Annotated in this window: 24 protein-coding genes, 1 tRNA gene and 2 pseudogenes; 11 read left to right on the plus strand and 16 right to left on the minus strand. The window is 40.4% G+C overall.

Annotated elements, in window-relative coordinates; genetic code table 11:
- Positions 1-61: 61 nt before the first annotated feature.
- Positions 62-137 (plus strand) — tRNA-Arg (locus F991_RS04585).
- A 52-nt stretch (positions 138-189) separates the two neighbouring features.
- Here the strand turns inward: F991_RS04585 and F991_RS04590 are convergent.
- Positions 190-999: a metal-dependent hydrolase gene (locus F991_RS04590; RefSeq protein WP_171063396.1), complete on the minus strand. Its 810-nt coding sequence runs from the start codon at positions 997-999 to the stop codon at positions 190-192.
- 469 nt (positions 1,000-1,468) lie between these two features.
- Positions 1,469-2,455, minus strand: a complete 987-nt coding sequence (locus F991_RS04595) for a DUF6607 family protein (RefSeq protein ID WP_004669326.1) — start codon at positions 2,453-2,455, stop codon at positions 1,469-1,471.
- A gap of 168 nt (positions 2,456-2,623) precedes the next feature.
- On the opposite strand from F991_RS04595, the gene F991_RS04600 reads away from it, so the two are divergent.
- Entirely contained in the window at positions 2,624-4,654 is a 2,031-nt protein-coding gene (locus F991_RS04600) for a TonB-dependent receptor plug domain-containing protein (RefSeq protein WP_416201911.1), read from the plus strand.
- A gap of 14 nt (positions 4,655-4,668) precedes the next feature.
- Complete coding sequence (locus F991_RS04605; RefSeq protein WP_004669330.1) at positions 4,669-5,901, plus strand: HmuY family protein; 1,233 nt, start codon at positions 4,669-4,671, stop codon at positions 5,899-5,901.
- A gap of 39 nt (positions 5,902-5,940) precedes the next feature.
- On the opposite strand, the gene F991_RS04610 is transcribed toward F991_RS04605, so the two are convergent.
- From F991_RS04610 to F991_RS04625, 3 genes and pseudogenes are all read right to left on the minus strand, one after another.
- Complete coding sequence (locus F991_RS04610) at positions 5,941-6,495, minus strand: phosphatase PAP2 family protein (RefSeq protein WP_034595398.1); 555 nt, start codon at positions 6,493-6,495, stop codon at positions 5,941-5,943.
- A gap of 77 nt (positions 6,496-6,572) precedes the next feature.
- Positions 6,573-6,965, minus strand: a pseudogene (locus tag F991_RS17070) (transposase family protein); the annotation flags it as partial.
- 37 nt (positions 6,966-7,002) lie between these two features.
- The gene (locus F991_RS04625) at positions 7,003-7,407 is read right to left on the minus strand and encodes a transposase family protein (RefSeq protein ID WP_000669095.1); all 405 of its coding nucleotides are present in this window, start codon (positions 7,405-7,407) and stop codon (positions 7,003-7,005) included.
- Positions 7,408-7,600: 193 nt separating this feature from the next.
- Between F991_RS04625 and F991_RS04630 the strand changes: the two genes are divergently transcribed.
- Positions 7,601-9,061: a coniferyl aldehyde dehydrogenase gene (locus tag F991_RS04630; protein WP_004669333.1), complete on the plus strand. Its 1,461-nt coding sequence runs from the start codon at positions 7,601-7,603 to the stop codon at positions 9,059-9,061.
- Positions 9,062-9,120: 59 nt separating this feature from the next.
- On the opposite strand, the gene F991_RS04635 is transcribed toward F991_RS04630, so the two are convergent.
- The 4 genes and pseudogenes from F991_RS04635 to F991_RS17075 all read right to left on the minus strand — a co-directional run.
- Positions 9,121-9,798 carry a DUF799 domain-containing protein gene (locus F991_RS04635; RefSeq protein ID WP_004669335.1) on the minus strand — a complete coding sequence of 226 codons (678 nt, stop codon included), beginning with the start codon at positions 9,796-9,798 and terminating at the stop codon, positions 9,121-9,123.
- Complete coding sequence (locus tag F991_RS04640) at positions 9,795-10,163, minus strand: DUF4810 domain-containing protein (RefSeq protein WP_004669337.1); 369 nt, start codon at positions 10,161-10,163, stop codon at positions 9,795-9,797. The genes F991_RS04635 and F991_RS04640 overlap by 4 nt, the downstream gene beginning before the upstream one ends.
- A gap of 17 nt (positions 10,164-10,180) precedes the next feature.
- A complete protein-coding gene (locus F991_RS04645; RefSeq protein ID WP_004669339.1) occupies positions 10,181-10,852 on the minus strand; it encodes a CsgG/HfaB family protein in 672 nt (223 codons plus the stop codon).
- Between the two features lie 146 nt (positions 10,853-10,998).
- Positions 10,999-11,190, minus strand: a pseudogene (locus tag F991_RS17075) (winged helix-turn-helix domain-containing protein); the annotation flags it as partial.
- 555 nt (positions 11,191-11,745) lie between these two features.
- Here F991_RS17075 and F991_RS04650 point away from each other — a divergent pair.
- The gene (locus F991_RS04650; protein ID WP_004669341.1) at positions 11,746-13,245 is read left to right on the plus strand and encodes an outer membrane protein transport protein; all 1,500 of its coding nucleotides are present in this window, start codon (positions 11,746-11,748) and stop codon (positions 13,243-13,245) included.
- Between the two features lie 223 nt (positions 13,246-13,468).
- Positions 13,469-14,698, plus strand: coding sequence for an OmpP1/FadL family transporter (locus F991_RS04655; RefSeq protein WP_004669343.1), 1,230 nt, complete (start codon positions 13,469-13,471; stop codon positions 14,696-14,698).
- Between the two features lie 78 nt (positions 14,699-14,776).
- Here the strand turns inward: F991_RS04655 and thrH are convergent, their stop codons facing one another.
- Positions 14,777-15,394, minus strand: coding sequence for a bifunctional phosphoserine phosphatase/homoserine phosphotransferase ThrH (thrH, locus tag F991_RS04660; protein WP_004669345.1), 618 nt, complete (start codon positions 15,392-15,394; stop codon positions 14,777-14,779).
- A 173-nt stretch (positions 15,395-15,567) separates the two neighbouring features.
- On the opposite strand from thrH, the gene F991_RS04665 reads away from it, so the two are divergent.
- Positions 15,568-16,299, plus strand: a complete 732-nt coding sequence (locus tag F991_RS04665) for a phosphoadenylyl-sulfate reductase (protein WP_004669347.1) — start codon at positions 15,568-15,570, stop codon at positions 16,297-16,299.
- Between the two features lie 224 nt (positions 16,300-16,523).
- On the plus strand, positions 16,524-17,909 hold the full coding sequence (locus F991_RS04670; protein ID WP_004669349.1) for a WS/DGAT/MGAT family O-acyltransferase: 1,386 nt from the start codon (positions 16,524-16,526) through the stop codon (positions 17,907-17,909).
- Positions 17,910-17,944: 35 nt separating this feature from the next.
- Here the strand turns inward: F991_RS04670 and F991_RS17440 are convergent, their stop codons facing one another.
- The 6 genes from F991_RS17440 to F991_RS04695 form a co-directional block, all read right to left on the minus strand.
- Positions 17,945-18,118 carry a PA1571 family protein gene (locus tag F991_RS17440; RefSeq protein WP_004669351.1) on the minus strand — a complete coding sequence of 58 codons (174 nt, stop codon included), beginning with the start codon at positions 18,116-18,118 and terminating at the stop codon, positions 17,945-17,947.
- Between the two features lie 134 nt (positions 18,119-18,252).
- Positions 18,253-19,707, minus strand: coding sequence for a ribonuclease G (gene rng, locus F991_RS04675; RefSeq protein WP_004669353.1), 1,455 nt, complete (start codon positions 19,705-19,707; stop codon positions 18,253-18,255).
- 42 nt (positions 19,708-19,749) lie between these two features.
- Positions 19,750-20,316 carry a Maf-like protein gene (locus F991_RS04680; protein WP_004669355.1) on the minus strand — a complete coding sequence of 189 codons (567 nt, stop codon included), beginning with the start codon at positions 20,314-20,316 and terminating at the stop codon, positions 19,750-19,752.
- Positions 20,304-20,798, minus strand: coding sequence for a rod shape-determining protein MreD (mreD, locus tag F991_RS04685; protein ID WP_004669357.1), 495 nt, complete (start codon positions 20,796-20,798; stop codon positions 20,304-20,306). The genes F991_RS04680 and mreD overlap by 13 nt, the downstream gene beginning before the upstream one ends.
- Complete coding sequence (gene mreC / locus F991_RS04690) at positions 20,785-21,642, minus strand: rod shape-determining protein MreC (RefSeq protein ID WP_004669359.1); 858 nt, start codon at positions 21,640-21,642, stop codon at positions 20,785-20,787. Before mreC ends, mreD begins: the two co-directional genes overlap by 14 nt.
- A 17-nt stretch (positions 21,643-21,659) precedes the next feature.
- Positions 21,660-22,706, minus strand: coding sequence for a rod shape-determining protein (locus F991_RS04695; protein ID WP_004669362.1), 1,047 nt, complete (start codon positions 22,704-22,706; stop codon positions 21,660-21,662).
- Positions 22,707-22,839: 133 nt separating this feature from the next.
- On the opposite strand from F991_RS04695, the gene gatC reads away from it, so the two are divergent.
- From gatC to gatB, 3 genes are read left to right on the plus strand one after another with little or no spacing between them, the layout of a single operon-like run.
- Entirely contained in the window at positions 22,840-23,157 is a 318-nt protein-coding gene (gatC, locus tag F991_RS04700) for an Asp-tRNA(Asn)/Glu-tRNA(Gln) amidotransferase subunit GatC (protein ID WP_004669364.1), read from the plus strand.
- 53 nt (positions 23,158-23,210) lie between these two features.
- On the plus strand, positions 23,211-24,689 hold the full coding sequence (gene gatA / locus F991_RS04705; protein ID WP_004669366.1) for an Asp-tRNA(Asn)/Glu-tRNA(Gln) amidotransferase subunit GatA: 1,479 nt from the start codon (positions 23,211-23,213) through the stop codon (positions 24,687-24,689).
- Positions 24,689-26,173, plus strand: a complete 1,485-nt coding sequence (gatB, locus tag F991_RS04710; RefSeq protein WP_004669368.1) for an Asp-tRNA(Asn)/Glu-tRNA(Gln) amidotransferase subunit GatB — start codon at positions 24,689-24,691, stop codon at positions 26,171-26,173. The genes gatA and gatB overlap by 1 nt, the downstream gene beginning before the upstream one ends.
- Positions 26,174-26,493: the final 320 nt, after the last annotated feature.

Here is a 26,493-nt window from a genome sequence, read left to right on the forward strand (position 1 = left end):
TCGGTTTGATCAAAAGTGATTGCTTCGGCAATCACTTTTTTGTTTATAATCATTGCACTATGCGCTCATAGCTTAACTGGATAGAGCAGTTGCCTCCTAAGCGACCGACGTGGGTTCGAGTCCCGCTGAGCGTACCATTTTGATCAAGCAGCAACACGAATAGACATGTTTGAATATAGTATCAATAAATTAGCTGGCTAGTAATTCTCTAGCATTTATCAATAAATCCTGCTGATCAATATCGGAGGGATGAAAATTTTCTTTGTAAAATGCTAAATAGTCAGGTAATAAACGCCACATCATTTGTACTAGAACTAAAAGTGTTTGTGCATTTTTTAAGAGTTGCTCAGGCGAATATAAAGTATTTTTACGGTCTTGCCATACAAGATGACTTGTCATCACTATGGTACTGCTGATAAACCCCACTGTAATTGTTCGCATACTTCTACGGCGCTGAGGCAGATTGGAAAAGATCTGCTGATATACATCAAATGCAACATGTTTATGTTCAATTTCTTCAACAGCATGCCAAAGCCAAAGATTTCTCATATTTTCGGATAAACCCTTGAACACAATGTTTGGATACTCAAGCATATAACCCGCCATCATCGCTGTAAAATGCTCAAGTGCAACCGTTGCTGCCAATTGACGACGCGGACTTAAAGTCCGTAAGCGAATCATTTCCTGCTCGTAAGCCTTTTCAAATTTTTTCAAATGATATTCGCTGCTTTGAACCAATTGATTGAACTGTTCATGAGCACGGGCATGATGTGCCTCTTGACCAATAAAACCTGAAATATCTTTTTGTAGTTGCTCATCACTAATTTGATCACGAACATTTCGAACAGTTTCTACAAAAAATCGTTCGCCCTGAGGAAAGCTCATGGATAATGCTGTGAGAAAATGTGACATCAAAGTCGATTCAGTATAATGCGTTTTAATTTTCTCCGCTTTGAATTGCGTTTGACGCACAGTAATTGTATTTATATCTTTTGACATCATGGCTTCCCTCGTCCATAAAGCTTTAGCAAGCAATCACACGATCACCTTCACGGAGTTCATTAAGAAAAAAGTATAATCCCCAAAAACAAGCCAATAAGAAATCACTTCAGCGATATAAATGGCTCTTGAGACCTCAGTTAAGTTCCAAATTGGAACTAACAATTAAATTATAGCTTACTATACATACTGTCAATTCATTTTTAGAGTATTACCATAATTCGTCCTATAAAGACATTTTGTGACCTCATAGGAATTACGCCATAAAGAAAAAAATATATCTATTTTTTGCTCTAAAATATAAGCTAATCAACATTTTGATATTCAATCAAAAGTACATAATCCCCTTTATTTTCGACTTGAAAAGTTATGATGAATGTTTATTCGACTATTTAAAAATAATTATTAGTTCCGCAAATTTTAAACAATCCCATGCCTCAATAAAGCATGGGATTTAAGCTATAGTTAATTAATGAATTTTACCTTCAACAAGCTGCTGATTAAGTAGCGTTTTAGCTTGTAATTTCAGCTGATCTGCTTGAACCGATTTGCCAGCAACTGATGCCGCCTCATCATTAAAATAGCTAAAATGCGACTTCTCATCTTTCTTGGCAAATTTTAAAGCAACTACTTTATTTTGATTAAATGCCTGATCCCATGCAGCTCTTACCGCACTCCAATAAGCTGCATTTTCTTTCCAATAATCATAAGCAGGTTTGAAATCAAAATTACCCACTTTATTGTATTGATTCACCCCCAACTCACGCGCAAGCGCAGTCTTGGTCTTGGTATCAAATTTAATATTATCTTGCTCATGCACCCAGCCCGTTGCAGTTAAGGCATGGCGATTAATACCAATAATCACATCGTAATCATTCCGAATGGTATGCTCACGACGTGGCAATGGTCGATAAGTTTCATTCGAGACCCATTCAACCGCACCATTATTTTGCGTCCACTGCCCTAGACCTGCATATCGAGGAGAGTCGTCCACTTGCCAAACAGTTTGTAACCACTTGCCTTTAGTTTCTTGTTTCTTTAATGGAATACTTTGCCATTTGTAATCGCCAATATAACTCCACATGTGTTTAGGTTCATATTCCCAGTCTTGACGCCAATGCTTAACAACATGCCCACTTGCAACCAAAATATGCTGTAAAGAAACTTTGTTGGCTGTATTTTCAAGCACAATTACAGTTTCATAGCCACTTGATAAGTCATCATCTTTGATCGAATAACCATCTTTCAATGCATACAGCTCTTCAAAACGAAAATCAACTCGATACTCACCCGCCATTTTCAATATTGCTTGACGAGCTTGTTCTTGGGTTAAGTTTTGATGTAAAGATGAGTACTGTAATGCCTCAGCTAATTTAGCTGGTTGCTGTTGAGCATTTGCATTTACTCCCCCCAGAGCCAATACTGCGACTAAAACATAAGACAAATTAAGTTGCATAAAAACGTCCAATCCTATTTAAGATACTGATTTAAATCAATAAAAATAAAACACTCATATAAGTGTTTGTATCTTTTTGAAATAAATATTTAAGGTATTGTAAATTATTACGATAATCATTACCATTTACATTATGAAATAATTTTCATTAGTGATCATATTGTGACTATTCAATCTCCCCCATGCTTATCTAAACCATGCTTTTTATTTACGTCTTTACTTGCCGTGGGCTTAGTTTCTACCCATACACAAGCGGATCAAAATTCACTTCATGCCGCTCAACAGTCAACACCACATGTATTGGATACGATTGTTGTTACTGGTACACGCTCAGAAAAACGCTTATTGGATAGCCCGATTCGGACCGAGATCATCAATCAAGATGAATTAAAACGCACCAACGCCACCACCCTAAAAGATGCTTTGAAAAATATTCCTGGAATTTTATTACGAGAAATTCATGGTAAATCAGGTTATGAAATTTCATTGCAAGGTCTAAGTAGCGATCAAGTCCTCGTACTCATTGATGGGCTACCTTTAGCGGCAAGCACAGGTTCAACCGTTGATTTAAGTCAATATCTAATTGGCGGTATTGATCATATTGAAGTAATTAAAGGAGCCGCATCAGCACAATACGGCTCATCAGCGATGGGCGGTGTGATTAACATCATCACAAACAAAGTCCAAGAAGGTATATCTGTTTCAGGACAAGTCGATATCGGTTCTTATGGCAAACAAAATGCCAATGGAAAATCAGCCTCAATCAACAACCATCATCAAAAAATCAGTATTGAAGCAGCCAATGCCACACTGAAAGGTCGTTTGCTAGCAGATCAACTCAGCAGCGATGGCTTTGCAGTTAAACCGAGTGATTATCCATTGCAAGGTGATGAACAAAAACGTCAACAATACACACTTTATGGCGCTTGGCAGCCAAATGATCAGTTCATGTTATGGAGCGATTTCAATCAATATAAAGAAAAAGATCATCAAAAAGATTTACTCTTTGTCTCTCCTTTCAACTTAAAACAATACAAAGTTGAAGACATTGAACGTCAACGCATCAGTGCAGGTTCACAACTGCAACTCTTAGATTTAGGTAAACTTGATTTAAAGGCTGTCCATGAAACCTATGATACAACTTCAGTTCAAACTGTAGATGGTTTTCTATCTGCACTGCGTAACTCAAAACAAGAAAATAACCATTTCAGTTCACAATTTTCATTCCCGACTTGGCATAAGCAAAATTGGCAATTCGGATATGATTGGCACGAAGAAAAACTAGAACAAAGCAATAACGGTAAGTTTGAAATGCAAGGCGGTAAAGTACAACGCGATCGCCATGAGTTTTATCTACAAAATGATCTCAATCTACTCAAAAATCTAGATGCAGTGTTAGGCTGGCGCTTTCAGAATGATGATGATTTTGGCAACCACAATGCCTTTAAACTCAGCACAAAATATCGCGCTTATGACCACAACAATCTTTTGGCTGATCTGCGTTTTAGCTACGGTCAAGGCTATCGCGTACCCAATTTAAAAGAACGTTTTTATTCTTTTGATCACAGCCACTTAGGTTATGTCGTCATTGGCAATCCCAACTTAAAACCAGAGTCATCGGATAGTTACCAACTCGGACTTAGCCTTGTTCAAAATGAAGTATGGAATGCTGACATCAATCTGTTTTGGAATGATGTTAAAGACCTCATCCAAACAGACTATGACAATGCAAGCAGCAACAACGGCATTACCCAATACAGCTATAGCAATGTCGCAAAGGCTCAAACCAAAGGCATTGAAAGTTCAGCACAATGGAAAATATCCCCGTCTTGGTCACTAAACGGCGCTTATACCTACACCGAAGCAAAAGATAAAACCCTAGGTACTTTCTTAACCCGCCGACCAAAACATATCGCGCGTCTAGGTAGTGATTTTGCACTCAATGATCAGCTTGATTTGACCATACGCGCTCGTTATCAAAGTGAAGAATACACCGATAACAGCAACAAACTTCGTTCTCCAGATTGGTTCAGCATCGACACTCAAGTTGATTATCAAATCAACCCGATGATCAGCACCTTTGTCGGCATCGACAACATTTTTAATGAACAGCGTGATTTCTCTGCCCCTGTCGATTATCGACCACTTGCTGGTCGCTATAGCTACATGGGTGTGCGCTTTCACTGGAATAATTTTTAAAGGATCAATAGAGTATGTCTAATCTAAGCACACATTTCTGCAAGCTTTTTGCATTAAGTACCTTAAGCGCTTTACTGGTTGCATGCGGTGGGGGTGGCGGAAGCAGTAGTAATAACAACGCATCAAATAATGGTTCCAGCAATACCGACCAATTTAAAATCAAATCAGCGCAATGGACGATTACACCCAGTGCAAATTCTTCCTATTGCTATGACATTGACACGCAAGCAGAAGTTTCATGTACAGCATCGGATTGGGATTTGCAATTTGCAATGGGTACACGTACGCCAATGTTATTTACCAACAGTGGTGTGAGTGGATCTGGTAATGGCGGAGCACTCTATTCACCCTTCTCAGCAACATGGGAACAACTCTCAAAAGAGCTGGATGCAACCCAAGGTGGAAGTTTACCAAGTCAAGCTTGGAATATAGATGCCTACAGCAATGCATTTATGGCAACGACAAATGGTTATAACAGTTTCTTAGAATATAACTTATTTGGTGATCATCGCATGTCACCAAATTTTAAAACCTTTTTGGTGACCACCAATACTGCCTCAACTAATGTGATTGGTAGTGCAGATCAACCTGTATTTGCAGTACAAATATACAACTATTACCAAGGAACTACGTCAGGATATGTTTCGATCCGTTATATCGACACTCGGTATCCGAATGATGTCAAAACCTTAACCGTTGATGCCACTAAAGGCTGGAACTATGTTGACCTTGTCAGCGGCACCACAACCACAGATACTCAAGCAAAATGGCAACTCGCATTTAATCGTTACTATGTGCAAGTAAATCAAAATATTGGTAGTGCAGTTGCATCCCAACCTGAAGGATTCTACTCTGCTGAAGGCAAAGTCATCTTAGATAAATTCAAAGATACCAATGCCTATGCGAGCACTGAAGCAGACCTCAAAGCAGCTATTTCAGCAAAAATAACGCGTTGGGGTTCTAACACCATTAGCTCTATCCTGAACCCAGCGTATAAAGGGACTTATCCACAAAAACTATCGTATGGCTGGTATAACTACTATCCAACGCTGGCGGCTGCTCAAGCAGATGGATTACAAGCGATGCATACGCTTAAAGCAGACCCTACTGGTGCAAGTATGATCCGTAGTAACAAAGGCAATAGCTATGCACGTATGCATCTCACCGATATCCGTTACGCAGATCCAACGGACTATAACAGCTCAACGACATGGACCTTTGAGTTTGATATTCAACCAGCAAAATAAACCATAAAAAACGGAGCAATGCTCCGTTTTTCTTTAGATTTAATTCAGTAATGGTATCGCTTTACGCAATCTTATTGCCAATTCTTTTAAGCCATAATTGACAGCTACCACCAACATAAAACCAATCAAGAAAGCCCCCATGATATCAAATGGGAAATGTACGCCGACATAAATTCGAGATAATCCAACCACGAGACTCAAAACTAAGCCGATACCGCCAATCAGCTTAAATCCAGCCATCAAATATGAGCATGCAATGATCACCATCGTCAAGGTATGCTGACTCGGAAAGGATGAACTCGAACCATGACCGATCAATTTATGTCCCACCCCAAATTGAAATGGGCGTGGATGATGATAGAAAGCATCCACTAAATCACAAAATAACAATGATATAAGAACGATGAACAATGTTTTTGCAAACACTACATTGTAGATTTTCCACTGCACAACCAATAAAAACACAAGAAAACTGATAAAGACTGTGTTTAAATCATCAGCCAAGAATATCGCTATTTTGTCTAAAATCGGATATTTCAAAGCAAAAGAATTTATACAATGAAATAAATGAAGGTTTAAATTTTCAAAAATCATCTCAAGTCTATTTTTGATCAATGAATGAGTTCCAATAATTGTACAACAGTAGACTTCCTTCATAAATCATTTTTCAATCAATTTAATTGTTTATCTTTCACCCAATCTAAATTGTATATGCCAGCAAGTAAATTAAACCGCAGGTTTAATCTTTTACGACGATTTCTATATACACAAGATAAAATCTTAAAACATTTCATCCTTCCAAATACATGCTCTACTTGAATTCGTCTACGACCAATCTCTTTATTTAACTTTTTTAATTCAGAATCTAGTTTTTCAGTTTTCTTTGCTTTAGATGGCATGAGGCATCCAAAACCCAATTTCTTTATCCCTAAATAACCCTTATCAACGATAAAAAAGGGCTTAAATTTTAATTTCCTCATGCTTTTTTTAAATATTTTAAAATCATGCATGCTTCCATGACTTCCACATACACTCAGTATTTCACCTGTTATATAGTGCATAGATAGCTGAAATTTAAAGGTATGTCGCTTTTTTTTACCGCTATACCATTTCTTCTGTTTTTTTTGGACGTTGAACTAATATTTCAGTGGCATCAATCACAACAACTTCCCAATCCACTTCATCTCGATTAGGAAGTTGTTTTGGCAAGTTGAATTTTCCAGAACGGATTAAGGTATCTTCAATAACACGTGTGATACGAATTGCACTCGTTTCAGATACACCGTAACTCATACCAAGATGGAAAAATGTTCGATATTCTCTCCAATATTCTATACATAAGAGCAAACGATCTTCCAACGGTAATTTATGCGGTCGTCCTTTACCAATATGACGAGGTAAATGCTTATTTAGCTCGGCCAACATGAGGTTAAATGTAGCCCAACTAACACCGGTAAGCCTACGAAACTTAACGTTTGATAATTTTTGAATATCTTTGAATTTCATCCAAGGATTATCTCTTGAATTAAATAATTTTGCTGATTAATTTAAGATCAAATAAATTGTACGTTTTTTGATTTATGACGGAAGTCTAGTAAGATGAACGAATGATGTATTCGATTCTCCAAACCCAAGCCATTGAGACAAAATCTTTAGAATATTTAAACAATCGAGATAATGAAGCATAAAAGGAGCAATGATGAATTCCCCACATTCACAGTCATCTGAGCATACTGCTCATGAAAAGATGCAGACCGTTTTTACTCAACAATGCACGGCTTTCGATGCTCAACCCTATCCAGACCTAGACACACGTCGCAGCAAATTATTTAACCTCAAAAAACAGATCATTCGTTATCAAGATGCAATCGCAACAGCGATCAACACTGACTTTAGTTCACGCTCACTAGACGAATCCAAACTACTGGATTTACTGGGTTCAGTATTAGAAGCAGAACATGCGATTCGTCACTTACGTAAGTGGATGCGACCGAGCAAACGCAGTACTGAATTACTTTTCCTATCCAATCGTTTACGTGTGCAATACCAACCCAAAGGCGTGGTGGGTGTTGTGGTACCGTGGAATTTCCCCGTTTATTTGGCGCTCGGTCCTCTCGTTGCAGCGATTGCAGCAGGCAATCGCGTCATGATCAAACTTCCTGAGATTACCCCAGCCACCAATGCCATGCTCAAAAGAATGTTGGCTGAAGTTTTTAGTGAAGATGAAGTCTGTGTGTTTGGTGAGGAAATCACTGATCCATCACTCTTCACATCGCTACCGTTTAACCACATCGTCTTTACGGGTTCACCTGCGATCGGACGTGTTGTGATGCGCGCAGCTGCAGAAAACCTAACGCCTGTAACACTTGAATTAGGTGGTAAGTCCCCTGCACTGATTAGCCGAAATTATCCATTAGCCGATGCAGCAAAACGTATTTTGCATGGTAAAGCCACCAATTGTGGTCAGATCTGCGTTTCCCCTGACTATGCGCTCGTGCCTAAAGAAAAAGTTGAGCAGTTCGTGCAGGAATGTAAAACCAATTTCACGGCGATGTATGGCAACAATATTCACAATAATGACAATTACACTTCGATTGTAAATGACCGGCATTTAAAGCGTATTCAAGAAATATTAGAAGACGCAAAAACCAAAGGTGCTCAAATCATTGTGTGTGGTGATTACGACACTGAGAAAGATGCGCGCCGTATGCCAGTGCATATCGTACTGAACTGCACAGCAGAGATGCGCATTTTAAAAGAAGAGTTGTTTGGACCTGTACTCCCTGTTGTTACTTACGACACCTTAGATGATGCGATTGATTATATTAAAGTGGGTGAACGTCCATTAGCCTTATATTGCTTTACTCATGACGCCACAGAACGTGATCACATTTTAAAACAGACTCACTCTGGCGGTGTCACCATCAATGACTGGGGTTGGCATGTTGTCAACCATGATGCACCATTCGGTGGGATCGGCAACTCAGGTATGGGTACATATCATGGTGTAGAAGGTTTCCGAGAACTTTCACATGCAAAAACAGTCTTTATTCGACATCGATTCTTCCCAACCCAATTATTTTATCCACCTTATGGTACATGGGTACAAAAACTCGCTTTGCATTTCTTTTTGAAAAAAGGCGATCCAAATATTAAATAACCTTCAATAATAAAAAAGCCTCATTCAGAGGCTTTTTTATTATGTGTATGAACAATGGATTACTTCACAACACCATCTTGTTGATATCGAGGAGATCGTGGTCCATAGAGTAAGCCCAAACCCGGATTATGCTGCGTCGGTGTAAATAATTGCGTATTCACAATCGTTGCTAAAGGATAAGCACGATCATTTAAACTACCCGCAATTTGTTCAACCAATGCCCCAACAAGTGCAGTGAGTAAATCATTATTGCCATTATTACTTGATTGAACTGCCTTTTTCTCACCTGTCCAAAGCGTCTCATTGGTTTTTAAATCAACCAGCTTTGCCTCTACACTGACCGTCGCAACACTTTGGATGACTTGATATTTAGAGCCATATTCTTTAATTCGAATATAAAGTGCAGCATCAGCACCAAAAATTTCGTGTAATTTCTGAGTCGGAATGCTTTGAGCATCATGACCATTGGTCACGCCATTCTCTTTAAACATCGAATCAACCACAGAAATTGGAAAGACATAATAACCTGCTTCAGCAACAGGTGTGATCACAGTTGGCCAATAGCTATAGGTTGCCTTCACATCTGGGGAATCATTGACAGGCGGTAATACCAAAATTGATTTTGGCATATGCTGCTTATACACAGTCATATCTTTATTTACCACAGGTGAGGATGCACAGCCCGTAAACACCAAACCTGTGAGCAACAGACTCGCAACTAAAAACGTCTTGATCATAGCTGTGTCGATCCTACATTGGCATTCATTTTCTGCAACAAACGATCCATCAACACGGTTGATTCTGGATAAACTTGTCGTTCCAATTGGAAATATTCAACTGCTTTTTGTGCATTGTTCTGTTGTAAAAATAACAACCCTAAATGCGCATAGAGTCCCGGTGGAACAGCCAGATTTTTGGCTTTTGCTTTTTCTATTTCCGCTTCTAACTTGATGATTTGTGCATTGGGCGTGGCTTTTTCTGGCGCGTTATACATCAAATAGGTCTGTTGCGTATAAGACCCCCAACTGTATAAAGGTTGAGGTCCAGCAGCACAGCCAACCAATCCAATACTCATCAGACTGGTGAAAAGAATTTTTTTCATTTTACAGCGACCCTGTCTTATTGTGCAGTCCAACGGTTATTCTGAATATCAGTAACCAAACTGTTGACTGCTTCACGTACCGCTAAATCAAGTACCTTACCGTTCAAGGTTGAGTCATAAGAAGCTGTAGAACCAAAACCAAGTACTTCGCGCGCGCTCAATGCATATTCGCCCGCACCCTGCACTGAATGCACGATCTCTGATGTTTTCACATCCACAATATTCAAGTTCACTTTGGCATAAGCAATTTGTTGTTTACCTCGCCCCAAAATCCCAAATAATTGCTGATCACCAACTTCTTTGCGGCCGAACTCAGATACATCACCTGTGAGCACATAACGCGCGCCTTTGATCGCTTGAGTGGTATTGCTATAGCCTACTTCTTGCTTGAGTTCAGACAAGTTATCGCGGTTTAAAACCGAGAAATAACCAGTTTGCTGTAGGTGAGTTTCTAAAATGGTTTTCGCTTGTCCACCAAGACGATCGACATTGTCCGAGAATATTCCTCTCATATAACTTGAACGATTATCAAACTTACCAATCGAAACAGGTACTTTCGCTCCGTTATATTTAATTTGTTGTACCGCGGCCGTCACTTGTGGGCTTTGAATTGATTTTGATGTTTCTGTGGTTGAACAGGCCATTAAGCCTAAAGAACTAAATGCCGTAATCACTAATAATTTTTTCATTGTTGCTCAATCAAAATAAAGATAAAAAAAACCGTAAAATTATAGCTTAAAAACGTTTAACCACCTAACAATTTACAATTCAAGCATCCATTTAAATCAGAACAAATCATTTTATAATCCAATCAATTAGATCGACTTAATCGACACTATTCGCAAAATCGCAAACCAACTCCAGCAATCGTAAAAATATAATGTGGCGTTGCGGCAGAATCACCAATTTTAGTTCTAAGCTTTTTCAGTAAAATTCTGAGATAGTGAGTATCTTCTTCATGGGTGATGCCCCACAACTCATTCATAATTTGTTTTTGCGTCACTATTTTGCCTTGGTGACGGATTAACGGCTAGATAGCGTCCTAAGGGGTACGCTAGAAGCAATGCAAACATAAATACGGAAATAAATTCCCACATCGGTAATGCCATAAAAAATAGTTCGGCATAAGTATGGAAATTGAGTGCATAAATTCTCTATATTGAAAAAAGACAGATGCGTAAATTTTGCGTAAACTTATTTACTGCGTACCTAAACCACCTGATAGCGTAATAAAAAGAACAGTATTGAAAAAATTTCCTATTTATTACAAAAAATCTTTGACCTTAAAAAAAATAATTTTCTTAAAAATGCAAAAAAAAACCACACCTCCAAAAAAAATAATTTATATTTTTCATGATTTTATCAATAAAAACACAGATGTATAAAATATATATAGATTATTTTCCGTTCATTTTCATGTAAAAAATCGTACTGAATAGTTCATTTAGAACATTTACTCTTATTTTAATTATGGTATTTTTGTTACATGAAGTTATAGCCAATCACAATAGACAACTGTTTTGTTGTTAATTCATAGCTTCTCAACACTTAAGAATCTTAAAAGTTCAAGGAAAGATTTAAAATGAAATTAAAACACCTTAGCACTGCAATGATCTTAGCAACGTTACCTGCAACTGGAGTTTTTGCAGCGGCGTTAGACCGTTCAGGTCAGTCTATGTCTGCTTTTTTACAGCCAGGCAACTACTTTGAAGCTGGAATTTCAGTTTTGGATCCTACAGTAAAAGGGCAAGAAGCTGGGGAATCTACTAGTAAACGTAAAATTGATGATATGGCGGGAGATTATTTTTTCCCTGGCGCGGCTTTAAAACTTCAATTAACAGATAAATTCTCATTCGGTTTACTCTACGACCAGCCATTTGGTGCAGATGCTGCATATACTGGTAATAATGTGTTTGTTTCTAGTCCATCAGATACAATTTTAGCTCAAGATAGATTAGATGTTATTCGCCAATCAACTATCGACACTCAATTCAACAATCTTTCTGCTCAACAACGTGTTGGTGCCGCATTAACAGCACAAGGTATTGACTTAACTACTCCAGCAGGTCAACAACAGTTTGCGAACACTTTAACTGCGTACAATAATGATCCAGCGACAAAAGCTCAAATTGACGCTGGCGTTAAACAAGGTGTAACAAACTTAGTTGATCAAGGTTTACAGCAAGTTAACGGTTTACTTGGAGAAGGAAATACCAAAGTAAAAGTAGACTCACAGAATTTATCTATGATTTTTGGTTTCCAGCCTAATAAAAACCTTAACTTTTATGCTGGTGGCGTATATCAAACAGTAAAAGGCTCCGTGAATCTTCGTGGTCAAGCTTATAGTATCTACAATGGCTATGATGCAAACATCAAAGAGACTGGCGGTGTGGGATGGCTTGCAGGTGCAGCGTATCAAATTCCGGAAATTGCACTTAAAGCATCGGTTACTTACCGTTCTGAGATAGATCATAAAGTTGATATAAATGAGACGCTTCCAACTTTACCTGCTTTAAACTTATTAGGTAAAGGTGATGCTATCGATGTAATTAACAACAGCTCTGAAAAAACAAAAATTACAACTCCACAATCTGTCAACCTTGATTTCCAATCGGGAATTATGGCCAACACTGTCGCATTTGCAAATGTACGTTGGGTGAACTGGAAAGACTTCTCGATCCAACCATATAAGTTTGGTCTATTGTCAAAACAGATTGGTGAAGCTGTAAATCGCCCTAATGGTTTCAATTTAGTAGAATACTCTGAAGACCAATGGACAGTAAACGCAGGTGTTGGTCGCAAACTCAGCGAACAATGGGCGGGTAACGTTTCTGTAGGTTGGGATTCAGGCGCAGGCAACCCAATTACGACTTTAGGTCCAACTGATGGTTATTGGAATGTTGGTTTAGGTGTGCAGTACAGCCCTACTCCAGCGACCTTTATTGCTGGTGGTGTGAAGTACTTCTGGTTAGGCGATGCTAAAGCTCAAACTGGCGCTCAAGCGGGTAGCAATGATTATGTTGCAAAGTTTGAAGACAACAATGCAATCGCTTATGGCTTAAAAATCGGTTACCGTTTCTAATCTATATCAACGAAAAAAGACCGTCACAAGACGGTCTTTTTTTGCTCATAATTTACCGTTAAATAAAAAAATTAGAGTGATTAATCTATAAGTACATATAACTCAACACCTTTCCATGACTTTAGCAGTTCATTTATTGACATTTGTAAAATATTTAGGCTTCCCAAAATTATGTTACTTTCCGCGGCATTCTTGTTATACCGTGATATGAGAGAAAATATCAATGAAGCTACATGCCATTCAAAAAGCTGTTTTACTCAGTTTACTACCAACGACCTCAGCCTTTGCTGCTGCATTAGATCGTTCGGGTCAGTCAATCGCTGCATTTTTACAGCCAGACAACTATTTTGAAGCTGGTATTACCTTTCTGAGCGCAGATGTTTCAGGAAAAGATACTTCACAAAATTCCACGGGTGATATGGCAAACCAGTATTACTCACCAAGTGCCGCATTAAAAATTCAAGCAACTGAGCATTTTTCGATTGGTCTACTCTATGATCATCCTTATGGTGCCGATGCTGAATATCACGGTCAAAACAATTTTGTCGAAAATCGACCAGTACCTTTTAACGGCAGAACATCGGTTACGGTAAGCACTGAAAATTTAAATTTACTTTTTGGTTATCAGCCAAATCAAAACTGGAATCTTTATGCAGGTGCGGTTTATCAAACTCTAGACAGCACCGTGTTATTACGTGGCACGAGCTATAGTGCATACAATGGCTATGACTTTAAAACAGGTAAAGATGAAGCAGTGGGTTGGTTAGCGGGTGTCGCTTATCAAATCCCTGAAATCGCCCTTAAAGCATCCCTAACCTACCGTGCGAAGATCAAGCACGAAATGAATGCTTATGAAAAACATGGCGTAGCAGGTATGACTGGCAATGCTGGTTTTGATGCTATTTTAAATCAAATTAATCATTCAGAAGGTACAACTGAGATTACTACCCCACAGTCGATCAATCTCGACTTACAAACAGGGATCATGGAAAATACCGTTGCCTTTGCTAACATACGTTGGGTCAACTGGAAAGACTTTGCTATTCGTCCTTATAAGTTTGGTGCTGCATCCGTACTCGCTCCTGTTGTGAGTGGCACTGGCAAAAAAGAAGGTTTTGATCTCGTCGCTTATACCGACGATCAATATTCGGTTACTGCGGGTGTAGGACGTAAACTGAATGATCAATGGGCAGGTAATCTATCTGTCGGTTGGGACTCTGGTGCAGGTAATCCAGTCACCACACTTGGACCAACAGAAGGATACTGGAATGTAGGCATAGGTGTTCAATACAGCCCTGCTCCAAACTACTTCATCGCAGGTGGCGTAAAATATTTCTGGTTAGGTGATGCCAAAGCACAATCTGGTTCTCAGTTTGATACGCCTAATTATATCGCCGAGTTTAACAATAACGATGCGATCGCTTACGGTCTGAAAATTGGTTATAAGTTCTAATTGCGTTTGATAAAACAAAAGGCGCTTGATGCGCCTTTTGTTTTATACGTTTTTCACGCGATGGTGAAAAAACACATATTATTCTGGAATATTGCGTTGCGATACTGAACGAATTGCTTGCTTCAATGCTTCATAACCATGAAGTGGTGGAAATTGTGGAAACTCAGCGATCACATTGTCTGGTGCATCAAATAAGAAACCATGATCTGCTTCGCCCAACATCGTGGTATCGTTATAAGAATCGCCCGCTGCGATTACACGAAAATTCAAACCATGTAATGCTTTGACGGCTTGACGCTTTTGATCAGGTTGACGCAATTTATACGCGGTAATCATGCCATTTTCATCTGTCTCTAATTTATGACAGAAAATAGTTGGCCAACCAAGTTGCTTCATCAACGGGTGCGCAAACTCATAGAAAGTATCAGACAAAATGATCAGTTGAAAATGAGTACTCACCCATTCAACAAACTCCTTCGCCCCTTCAAAAGGCCCCATATCAGCAATCACAGCCTGAATATCGTTTAAACCCAAACCATGTTGTTTTAAGATATTTAGACGCTGTGTCATCAGCACATCATAGTCTGGAATATCACGCGTGGTTGCTTCGAGTTCTTTAATCCCTGTTTTTTTTGCAAAATTAATCCAGATTTCTGGAACTAAAACCCCTTCAAGATCTAGGCATACGATTTCCATGAATGCGTCCAATGTTGGTTAAAAATTGCTGTATCATACCATTAACATTTTCAATTTTTTGCGCTGTTGTTGAATAAAACAACTTTATTCTGCAAGATTAAAGTTGACGGCAAGCCCTCCGCTTTGCTTAGAATGATTTACAATTATGCCCAAGCCTATCGCCAGGAACATTCATGACTGTTATTCCGACTATTGACCTTGTAGATGCTCTCGCTGCTGACTATGCAGATAAATCACCACGAGAAATTTTAGAACTTGCTTTAAGCCAATCAGGTGAAATCGCTATTTCTTTTTCAGGCGCTGAAGATGTTGTATTAATTGATATCGCATCTCGTATTGGTAAACCATTCCGTGTATTTAGTTTAGATACGGGACGTTTACATGCCGAAACATATCAGTTCATCGAAACTGTGCGTAAACATTACAAGATCAATATCGAAATTTGCTTTCCTGAATCAGCAGCAGTTCAGCAACTTGTAGATGAAAAAGGCTTATTTAGTTTTTTTGAAGATGGTCATCAGGAGTGTTGCGGCGTTCGTAAAGTACAGCCTTTACGTAAAAAGTTGGCAACTTTAGACGGCTGGATTACAGGTCAGCGTAAAGATCAAAGCCCAACGCGGAGTGACGTTCCAGTGGTTCAAGCCGATGTAGGTTTTTCAGGTGAAGGTAAGCAACTGATTAAATACAATCCACTTGCGAACTGGAGCAGTGCGGATGTATGGAGTTATATCCGTATGATGGAAATCCCATACAATCCATTGCATGAGCGTGGTTTTATTTCGATTGGTTGTGAGCCATGTACCCGTGCCGTACTTCCAAATCAGCATGAACGTGAGGGACGCTGGTGGTGGGAAGAAGCCACACACAAAGAATGTGGCTTACATGCTGGCAACCTCAAAAAATAATCAATTACAGATTTGGTATATTAAAACCACTGATTCATCAGTGGTTTTATTTTTTATGACTGCCGTGTACAAAGTCATATTTTAACCAGAACAAACCGTATATACTCGACACAACGGTTCAATAATTCTAATAAGAGTTATAGGGTTTGTTGGCACTTCATGGTTGAAATATCAGCAAATCCTACGAGTATCTTATAAAAAATGCGACGAGAGGCTAATCTGCTATGCGCCCATTACACCCAATCGACTTCATTTTTCTTTCATTAGAAAAAAGACAACAGCCTATGCACGTAGGTGGATTGTTTTTATTCGAACTTCCTGAGAATGCTTCGCCGACTTTCGTACATGACTTAGTGGAAGAAATTCGTCAATCAAAAAGCATTCCAGTGCCTCCATTTAATAACCAACTCAATGGTTTATTTTGGGGTGAAGACAATGAATTCGACCTAGATCATCATTTCAGCCATATTGCACTACCCAACCCTGGTCGTATTCGCGAATTGCTGGTCTATATTTCACAGCAGCATAGTTCACTGATTGATCGTGCTAAGCCATTATGGACCTGTGACATTATTGAAGGTATTGAAGGCAATCGCTTTGCCATGTACTTCAAAATACACCATGCGATGGTCGATGGCGTTGCGGGTATGCGCTTAATTGAAAAATCACTATCTAAAGATCCAAATGAAAAACACGTTGTACCGTTATGGTGTGTTGAAGGAACACGCGGTAAACGTCTAAAAGTACCAAAGCCACCGACCGTCAGCAAAATCAAAGGCTTTATAGATGGGATCAAATCTCAGCTTGAAGTCACCCCTAAGGTCATGCAAGAGTTGTCTCAAACAATATTTAAAGAAATGGGGAAAAACCCAGACTACGTTTCAACCTTCCAAGCACCGCCTTCAATTTTAAACCAGCGTGTCAGTTCTTCTCGTCGTTTCGCAGCACAATCTTTTGAACTGAATCGCTTGCGCTATATTGCTAAAGTCTTGGGTGTGACCATCAATGATGTAGTACTTACCGTGTGCTCAGGTGCATTGCGTGAGTATTTAATTAGTCAAAATAGTCTGCCGAAAAAACCGCTTATTGCGATGGTTCCTGCGTCATTACGTACTGATGATTCAGACGTCAGTAACCGCATTACCATGATTTTGGCAAATCTTGCGACGCACATTGAAAACCCGATTGAACGTTTAGAAATTATTCGTCGTAGCGTACAAAACTCTAAACAACGTTTTAGCCGTATGACTGCAAATGAGATTTTGAACTATAGTGCTGTTGTGTATGGTCCAGCAGGTCTAAATATCGTTTCAGGCATGCTACCTAAACGCCAAGCATTTAACCTTGTGATTTCGAATGTACCCGGTCCGCGTGAGCCTTTATATTGGAATGGTGCAAGACTGGATGCGCTGTACCCTGCTTCAATCGTTATGGATGGCCAAGCGCTGAATATTACTTTGACCAGTTATCTCGATAAACTTGAGGTGGGATTGATTGCATGCCGCAATGCATTGCCTAAAATGCAAAATCTACTGACTCATTTAGAAGAAGAAATTCAACGCTTTGAACAAAAGATTCAAGAGTTCGAAAAGCAAAAAGTTGCGAATTAACTTTCAGAAAAAACTAAGGGGCTTTTCATAGCCCCTTATTTTTTAATTGCGCGACACCGTTGTAGCAGTTGATGGCAAGCAGAGCGGATCATAGCCGTAGTAATCGGAACTTCTTTACCTTGGCTATCGACCATGTAACATGTATTTACAGGGGTGCTGTCCAAAACATGCTTAAAACCGTGACTCACTAATCTTTTACTAACATTCATATTATATACCTCATTATATTTGCTAAGGCACTGAAAAATGCCTATGGCTAATCTTATGGTTCTAGTATTTAAAATTCATGATAGAAAGTAAAATTTCAGTTGTAACAAGGATTAAGCGAAATCTTGTTACAACTTTAGCTTAAAATGATATCGTATTGCTCTTGCGTATATAGATTTTCAACTTGAAATTTTATGACGCGGTTCACAAAATGCTCTAAATCCGCCACAGCTGGGGCTTCTGCTGTTAAGAGCCGATCAATCACCGCTGGATGCGCAACGACAGTAAAGCCACCCTTGGAGTCAAATGCACGGGCATATCGCATGACCTCTCGAAATATTTCGTAACATACTGTCTCTGCTGTTTTCACATATCCTCGCCCCTGACAGGTTGGGCAGGATTCACAAAGCAAATGTTCCAACGATTCACGCGTACGTTTACGTGTCATTTCCACTAAACCAAGCTCAGAAACTTGAGTAATTTTGGTCTTCGCATGATCACGTTCGAGCATTTTCTCAAACTGACGCATCACCTCTTCACGATGCCCAGCTTCTTGCATATCAATAAAATCAATGATCAGAATGCCACCCAAGTTACGCAAGCGGAGTTGCCGACTAATCACTTGCGTGGCTTCCATATTGGTTTTAAAAACCGTATCTTCTAAGCTTCGACCACCCACATAAGAACCTGTATTGACATCGATTGTGGTCATTGCCTCAGTCTGGTCGATCATCAGATAACCACCAGATTTAAGTGCGACGCGTGTTTGCAATGCCTTTTGGATGTCTTCTTCGACGTTATACAAGTCAAATAATGGCTTTTCCCCCGGATAGTGAATCAGGCGGTTTTTGATCATCGGTACAAATTCATCAACAAACTCACTGAGCTTGGCATGAATTTCACGTGAATCAACATAGATTTTAGCGGTTTCACCACTTGCAAGATCACGCACAATTCGCTGTGGAAGTGGCAATTCTTCGAAAATGATTTCAGGGGTCGCAACTTCTTTTTGTTTGCGTTGAATATATTCCCAAAGTTTACTTAGATAATTCATATCTTGGGCGATTGCAGCTTCGTCCACACCCTCTGCTGCCGTACGTACAATCACACTACCGGGAAGAAGATGTTCTTCCTGAATGTGCTCAATGATGCCACGCAGTCGATCTCGTTCTTCCTCAGATTCGATACGCTGGGATACCCCAATATGATTGCCATAAGGCATAAGCACGAGATAACGCGATGGAATAGAAAGATCCGTGCTTAAACGTGCACCTTTGGTCCCCAACATGTCTTTCATGACTTGAACCGTAAGCATTTGCCCCGGATGCAAAAGTTCAAAAACATTTGGGGTCGGCTGTGAACGCGGCCAGACCATATCATTGATATGTAAAAAGGCAGTTCTCGATAAACCGATATCCACAAAAGCCGCCTGCATACCGGGTAATACCCGTACAACTTTACCTTTGTAAATATTACCGACCAACCCACGTTTTACTGTACGTTCAACAAATAGCTCATTGACCGTACCATTTTCGATTAATGCCACACGACATTCCATCGGTGTGACGTTAATTAGCAACTCTTCAGCCATAACCAACTCAAAACTTTATAAAAATTCTTATATCCGAAAGTATCAGCGAAATGCCTTTATGCTTTCTAATAACTGTGCTGTTTCATGCAAAGGCAAACCAACGACATTGCTATAACTGCCACGAATCTGAGGAATATATTGTGCAGCAATTCCTTGTATCGCATATGCCCCTGCCTTTCCGATCGGCTCACCCGTTGCCCAGTATTTTTCCATTTCTGCATGGCTCAAGACTTGTAACTCAACCTGAGTTTTTACAACTGTACTGAGCATCTTAGAGGATTGAGCGACGCATAGTCCAGACAACACATCATGCCAGTGTCCTGAAAGCGTCGACCAAATTTCAAAGGCGTGCTGCTTTGACTCGGGTTTACCTATAATCTTTCCAGCAAAACTCAAACTGGTATCTGCCGCAATCACGATCGATTCAGGATAACGCGTTAAAACAACTTTGGCTTTGTTTCTTGCCAAACGTTCAACATAGTGTTCAACTGTTTCACCCGCTAACACCGTTTCATCAACCTCTGGACTAAAAACCTGAAAGTCCAAACCGAGTTGCTGTAACAACTCCTGTCGACGAGGAGAGCTGGATGCTAAAATTATATTCGCCATTTATGTAAACAATAATAAATGACAGGCCATGCAAGTATACCCGTAATGAGCGGTTGCCAATGTCGTGCAATTGAGAAATGTGTACCTGCAATCGTCTGAGCCACCCATAAAAAGGTAATATGTGCAGTAATGGCAATAATCGCAATCACCCATGAATTACCAAAGGTCAAAATTCGACGTTCACGGATAAAATAGCGTGTCGAAAAACAAATCAGAACAAAGCTCAGTGCATTTAAGCCAAGCGGTGCATCTAACAATAAATCGACAAAGATCCCCATCGCAAATGCGAACCAAATACCACACCAAACGGGCTGATAGAGAATCCAAAATAGCGTGATCATCAACATTACCGACGGTCGCCATCCAGATGTATCATAAGCCAATGGATAGACCATCAGTACCGACCCAATCACAATGGAGAGAATAATCATCCAAAGTGGGTCTTTATTGGTTCTGGCGTAATTTAATTTAGCGATCGGCATAAGGCTGCTCCTTTGCCAAAGATTCTGAGAACAGAACCACGACATGATGACCACTGGCCAACTGTGCAGTCGGCATGACATCAATTTCAGCAAACTCACCCGAGTTATGACGGCTGACCTTAGAGACTGTTCCAACTAAATAACCTGCTGGAAAATGTTCACCTAAACCAGAACTAAAAACTTTGTCGCCCACTTTAATATTTGCACTAGTTGGCACATATTGCATTTTTAGCTGCCCCAAATCGCCAGTACCAGACACAATCGCTCGCATTCCTGTACGCTCTAAACGTACCGATAAGGAATGTTCTTTATCTGAAAGCAACATGATTCGGGCACTATGCGGATAGACATCGATAATCTGTCCCATGATCCCTTTGTCATCTAAAACGGTCTGACCGATTTTAAGTTGATCGAGCGCACCACGATTGATAATAATAATATGACGTAGTGGATCTGCATCTGTACCAATTACTTCGGCGATTTGCATACGCCCATCAATAATCAATGGCGTATCAAGTAGACCACGCAATCGATTATTTTCAGCAGAAAGTTCTGAAAGTTTTTGCAAGCGAACCTGTGCTTGCAATAACTCAGCTTGCATCGCGGTATTTTCACGGCGCAACTGAGCTTCAGACTTGGTTTGTTGATTCAGCCATTCACGCGACAGTACGGGATAACTTGCCAGCGCATAAATTGGATTATACGCAGCATACAATACTTCTCTGGCAGGTTGAACCACATGCGGCATGCGCCAATCAAAGAAAAGCACGACCAAACATGTGATGACCGCAATAACAAACGAACGAAAAGAGGGCGGTTTTCTTGAAAAAAGATTCGGTTGCACCGCCTATTCCTTATGAATTAACCAACAAACAGCATGTCATGGTTTGGATTGTCAAAGAACTCTAATACTTTACCTGCACCACGCGTAACACAGGTCAGCGGTTCTTCTGCCACAACGACAGGTAAGCCTGTTTCTTGCGCGATCAATTTATCGAGATTACGGAGTAATGCACCACCACCAGTCAGTACGATCCCACGCTCTGCAATATCAGATGAGAGTTCAGGCGGTGTTTGTTCAAGTGCTGATTTCACCGCACTGACAATACTTTGTAATGGATCAGTAATCGCTTGGGTAATTTCATCAGAAGTCACGGTAATGGCACGAGGAACACCTTCAGCCAAGTTACGACCACGCACTTCAATCTCAAGCGTTTTGCCATCTGCATCTCCAATCGCCATACCGACTTCTTTTTTAATGACTTCAGCAGTTGTTTCACCGATCACACAACCATGCGCTTTACGCACATAATTGATAATTTGCTCATCAAAAACATCACCACCGATACGTAGAGAGTCCGCGTAAACACAACCTTGCAATGAAATAATGGCAATTTCAGTGGTACCACCACCAACATCAACCACCATAGAACCACATGCTTGCTCAACTGGCATACCTGCGCCAATCGCAGCAGCCATTGGCTCTTCGATCAGACGAACTTCACGCGCACCTGCATTAAATACAGCTTCACGAATCGCGCGACGTTCAACCAAAGTTGATTTGCATGGTACACAGACCACAACTTTTGGATGATTCGGAAACAAGCGTTTTTCATGTACTTTACTGATAAACTGATGCAGCATTGTTTCAGTAACTTCAAAATCAGCAATCACACCATCTTTCATGGGACGAATGGCTGAAATATTCGCTGGGGTACGGCCTAACATTTGTTTAGCATCAAGACCAACAGCAGCAACTATTTTTTGTGAACCACTGTGACGAATCGCCACAACTGTCGGTTCATTTAATATAATGCCACGGCCTGGTGCATAAATAAGTGTATTTGCAGTACCTAAATCTATGGCTAAATCCGGCGAAAACAAGCCAAGTAGTCTTTTTAGAATCACGGGGGCGTTCTCAATTAAACTTTGTGTGAATACAAGGTGGCAACTTTAACTAAATGTGATGATTTGAACAAGTCAATCGCTTATTATAACGCACTATATTTTGAATTTTTTTGATACTGAATTAGGTAAAGTTATGTCTACATCATCTGATGCGTCACAGACAGCGGATCTAAATGCGCAAACTGTATCGCAAATCGCAAATTTGGCTCGCTTATCCCTAAATGACACGCAATCTGCTGAATATGCTCAAAGTTTGAATAAAATCTTAGGTATGATGGAAACGTTAAAAGGCATTAACACCGATGATGTTGAACCTTTAAAAAGCCCATTTGATCACCCACAACCCTTACGTACTGACGTTGTGAGTGAAACTAATCACCGTGATGAATACCAAGCGGTCGCTCCTGCGACAGAAGCAGGTTTGTACCTAGTCCCTCGTGTAATTGAATAATTTTTATTCGATTAGTCAATATTTTATATTTAGAATGTAAAGAAATTTTTCATATGACAGATTTACATCGCTTAACAATTCGTGAACTCTCTGAAGGCTTACAACAAGCCCAATTTTCATCACGTGAATTGACTGAACATTATTTAAAACGTATCGCCAAAATTGACACAAAAGTAAAGAGTTATGTGACGGTTACAGCAGAACAAGCTTTAGCTGAAGCGGATGCCGCTGATGCTGTACTGAAAGCTGGCAATGCATCTGTGCTTGCAGGTATTCCACTGGCGCATAAAGATATTTTTTGTACCAAAGGCATCAAAACCACTGCTGGTTCAAAAATACTGGATAACTTCATCTCCCCTTATGATGCAACTGTGGTGGCCAAAGCCAAAGCTGCGGGTCTTGTGACCTTAGGTAAGGTGAACATGGATGAATTCGCCATGGGTTCAACCTCGGAAAGCTCTTACTTTGGCGCAACAGGCAACCCTTGGGCACTTGATCATGTACCGGGTGGTTCATCAGGGGGTTCTGCTGCTGCTGTAGCGGCTGATCTCGCACCGATTGCTACAGGTACGGATACTGGCGGTTCAATCCGTCAACCTGCCTCATTCTGCGGTTTAACAGGCTTAAAACCGACCTATGGTCGTGTCTCTCGCTTCGGGATGATCGCCTATGCCTCATCACTGGATCAGGGCGGTCCAATGGCACGTTCTGCCGAAGACTGTGCTTACTTGATGAATGTAATCGCAGGCCATGATGCCAAAGACTCAACCTCTATCAATAAAGAAGTTGATGACTACGTTGCCAACTTGAACGCTACATCGGTCAAAGGTTTACGCATTGGTATTCCTAAGCAATACTTCAACGTCTCTGGTTTGGATGCTGAGGTCAAAGCTCGTGTCGAAGAATCATTGAAAAAGCTTGAAGAAATGGGTGCAAGCTTGGTTGAGATTGATCTCAACATGACTGAAGCCTATGTTCCAACTTATTACCTGATCGCTCCTGCGGAAGCATCATCAAACCTGTCACGTTTTGATGGTGTACGTTATGGCTACCGCTGTGAAAATCCTGTGGACTTGATGGACTTGTACAAGCGTTCACGTTCAGAAGGTTTTGGTGCAGAAGTACAACGTCGTATTTTGATTGGTACTTATGCCCTTTCTGCTGGTTATTACGATGCATACTATGTCAAAGCACAAAAAGTACGTCGTCTGATCCAACAAGATTTCTTAAAAGCATTTGAAAATGTCGATGTGATCGCTGCGCCATCTGCGCCAACCACAGCGTATAAGATCGGTGCAAATCTCAGCCCAACTGAAATGTATTTAGGTGATATCTATACTCTCGCGGTGAACTTGGCAGGTCTTCCAGCTATTAACGCCCCTGTTGGTTTTGATCAAGAAAGCTTGCCTGTCGGCTTACAGTTAATTGGTAACTACTGGTCAGAATCACAATTGCTTTCGATTGTGCATCAATATCAACAAAACACAGACTGGCATACCAAGCGCGCTAGCGTTGCTGAGGAGACTGCATAATGACTGAAGCTCAAAAGTTAGCTAAACCAAAATCAAATCTGATTGACGGTTGGGAAGTTGTTATCGGCATCGAGATTCACACGCAGCTTGCAACCAAATCTAAAATCTTCTCGGGTTCATCAACTGAATTTGGCCAAGACCCAAATACACAAGCTAGCCTTGTTGATTTGGCGATGCCGGGTGTATTGCCTGTATTGAATGCCGAAGTCGTTGATCTTGCGATTCGCTTTGGTTTAGGGATTGATGCCTATATTGACCAAGCATCTGTGTTTGCACGTAAGAACTATTTCTACCCTGACTCTCCAAAGGGCTATCAGATCAGCCAAATGGACAATCCAATCGTCGGTTTGGGTCATATTGATATCCAGCTAGAAGATGGCACGATCAAGCGCATAGGCGTTACTCGCGCGCATCTTGAAGAAGATGCAGGTAAATCGATCCATGACCAGTTTGAAGGCATGTCAGGAATCGATTTAAACCGTGCAGGTACTCCGCTACTTGAGATCGTATCTGAACCAGATATGCGTTCGGTTGAAGAAGCGGTTGCTTATATCAAATCGATTCACACTTTAGTGCGTTGGTTGGGTATTTCTGATGGCAACATGGCGGAAGGTTCATTCCGTTGTGACTGTAACGTGTCTTTACGTCGTCCAGATCAGCCATTTGGTACACGCTGTGAGTTGAAAAACCTCAACTCATTCCGCTTCATTGAGCAAGCGATCAATGTTGAAATTGAACGCCAAATGGAAATCTTGGAATACGGCGGTAAGATCGACCAAGAAACACGTTTGTTCGATCCAGTGAAAATGGAAACTCGTTCGATGCGTTCGAAAGAAGAAGCGAACGACTATCGCTACTTCCCTGACCCTGACCTGCTTCCTGTCATCATTGCTGATGAGCAAATCGAAGCGGCTCGCGCTGCACTTCCTGAGTTGCCTAAAGCGCGTCGTGCACGTTTCATCGCTGACTTTGGTGTGACTGAATACGATGCACATGTCTTAACGCTGTCACGCGAAATAGCAGACTTCTATGAAGCTGTTGTGGTGGCTGCTGGCGGTGCGAAGCAAGGTAAGATTGCGGCTAACTGGGTGATGGGTGAATTCTCAGGTGCTTTAAACAAAGCTGGCCTAGAATTGGTAGATTCTCCTGTTTCTGCGGAGCAACTTGGTGGCATGGTGGCACGTATTGTCGATAACACCATTAACGGAAAAATCGCGAAGCAAGTGTTTGGCTTTATGTGGGAAGCAGAAGGAAAATCTGCGGATGACATTATTGCTGAGAAAGGCTTGAAGCAAGAAACCGATACAGGTGCGATTGAAGCGATCATTAAAGAAGTACTTGCAGCCAATGAAAAAATGGTCGAAGAGTACAAGTCTGGTAAAGAAAAAGCCTTTAACGGTCTTGTCGGTCAAGTGATGAAAGCTGCAAAAGGCAAAGCTAACCCTGCGCAAGTGAATGAATTGATGAAGAAGTTGATTGGTTAATACCATCTGAGTTCAAAAGAAAACCCGCTTTAGAGCGGGTTTTTACTACTCCAAGTCCACCTTAATCTTGAAAATATTTCTTTGATATGTATTGTTATTAAAAAAATATTCTTCTTTACGTTCAAGAGTTATGTTGCCATTAATTTTTTTAAGCATCAAGCTTGACATATATAACCCTACGCCATCTCCATTAGATCCATTTATCTTTGAATAATCACCACAATATGAACCGTACCGGGTTTATCGGAGACTTTTTTATTTAAGTTAGGCCACCTGACCTAACGGATTAATCTTATCATAGTACATTGCTTCAAACTCAA

It is taken from the genome of Acinetobacter sp. CIP-A165 (assembly GCF_000367985.1).
In the GTDB taxonomy this organism is placed as follows: domain Bacteria; phylum Pseudomonadota; class Gammaproteobacteria; order Pseudomonadales; family Moraxellaceae; genus Acinetobacter.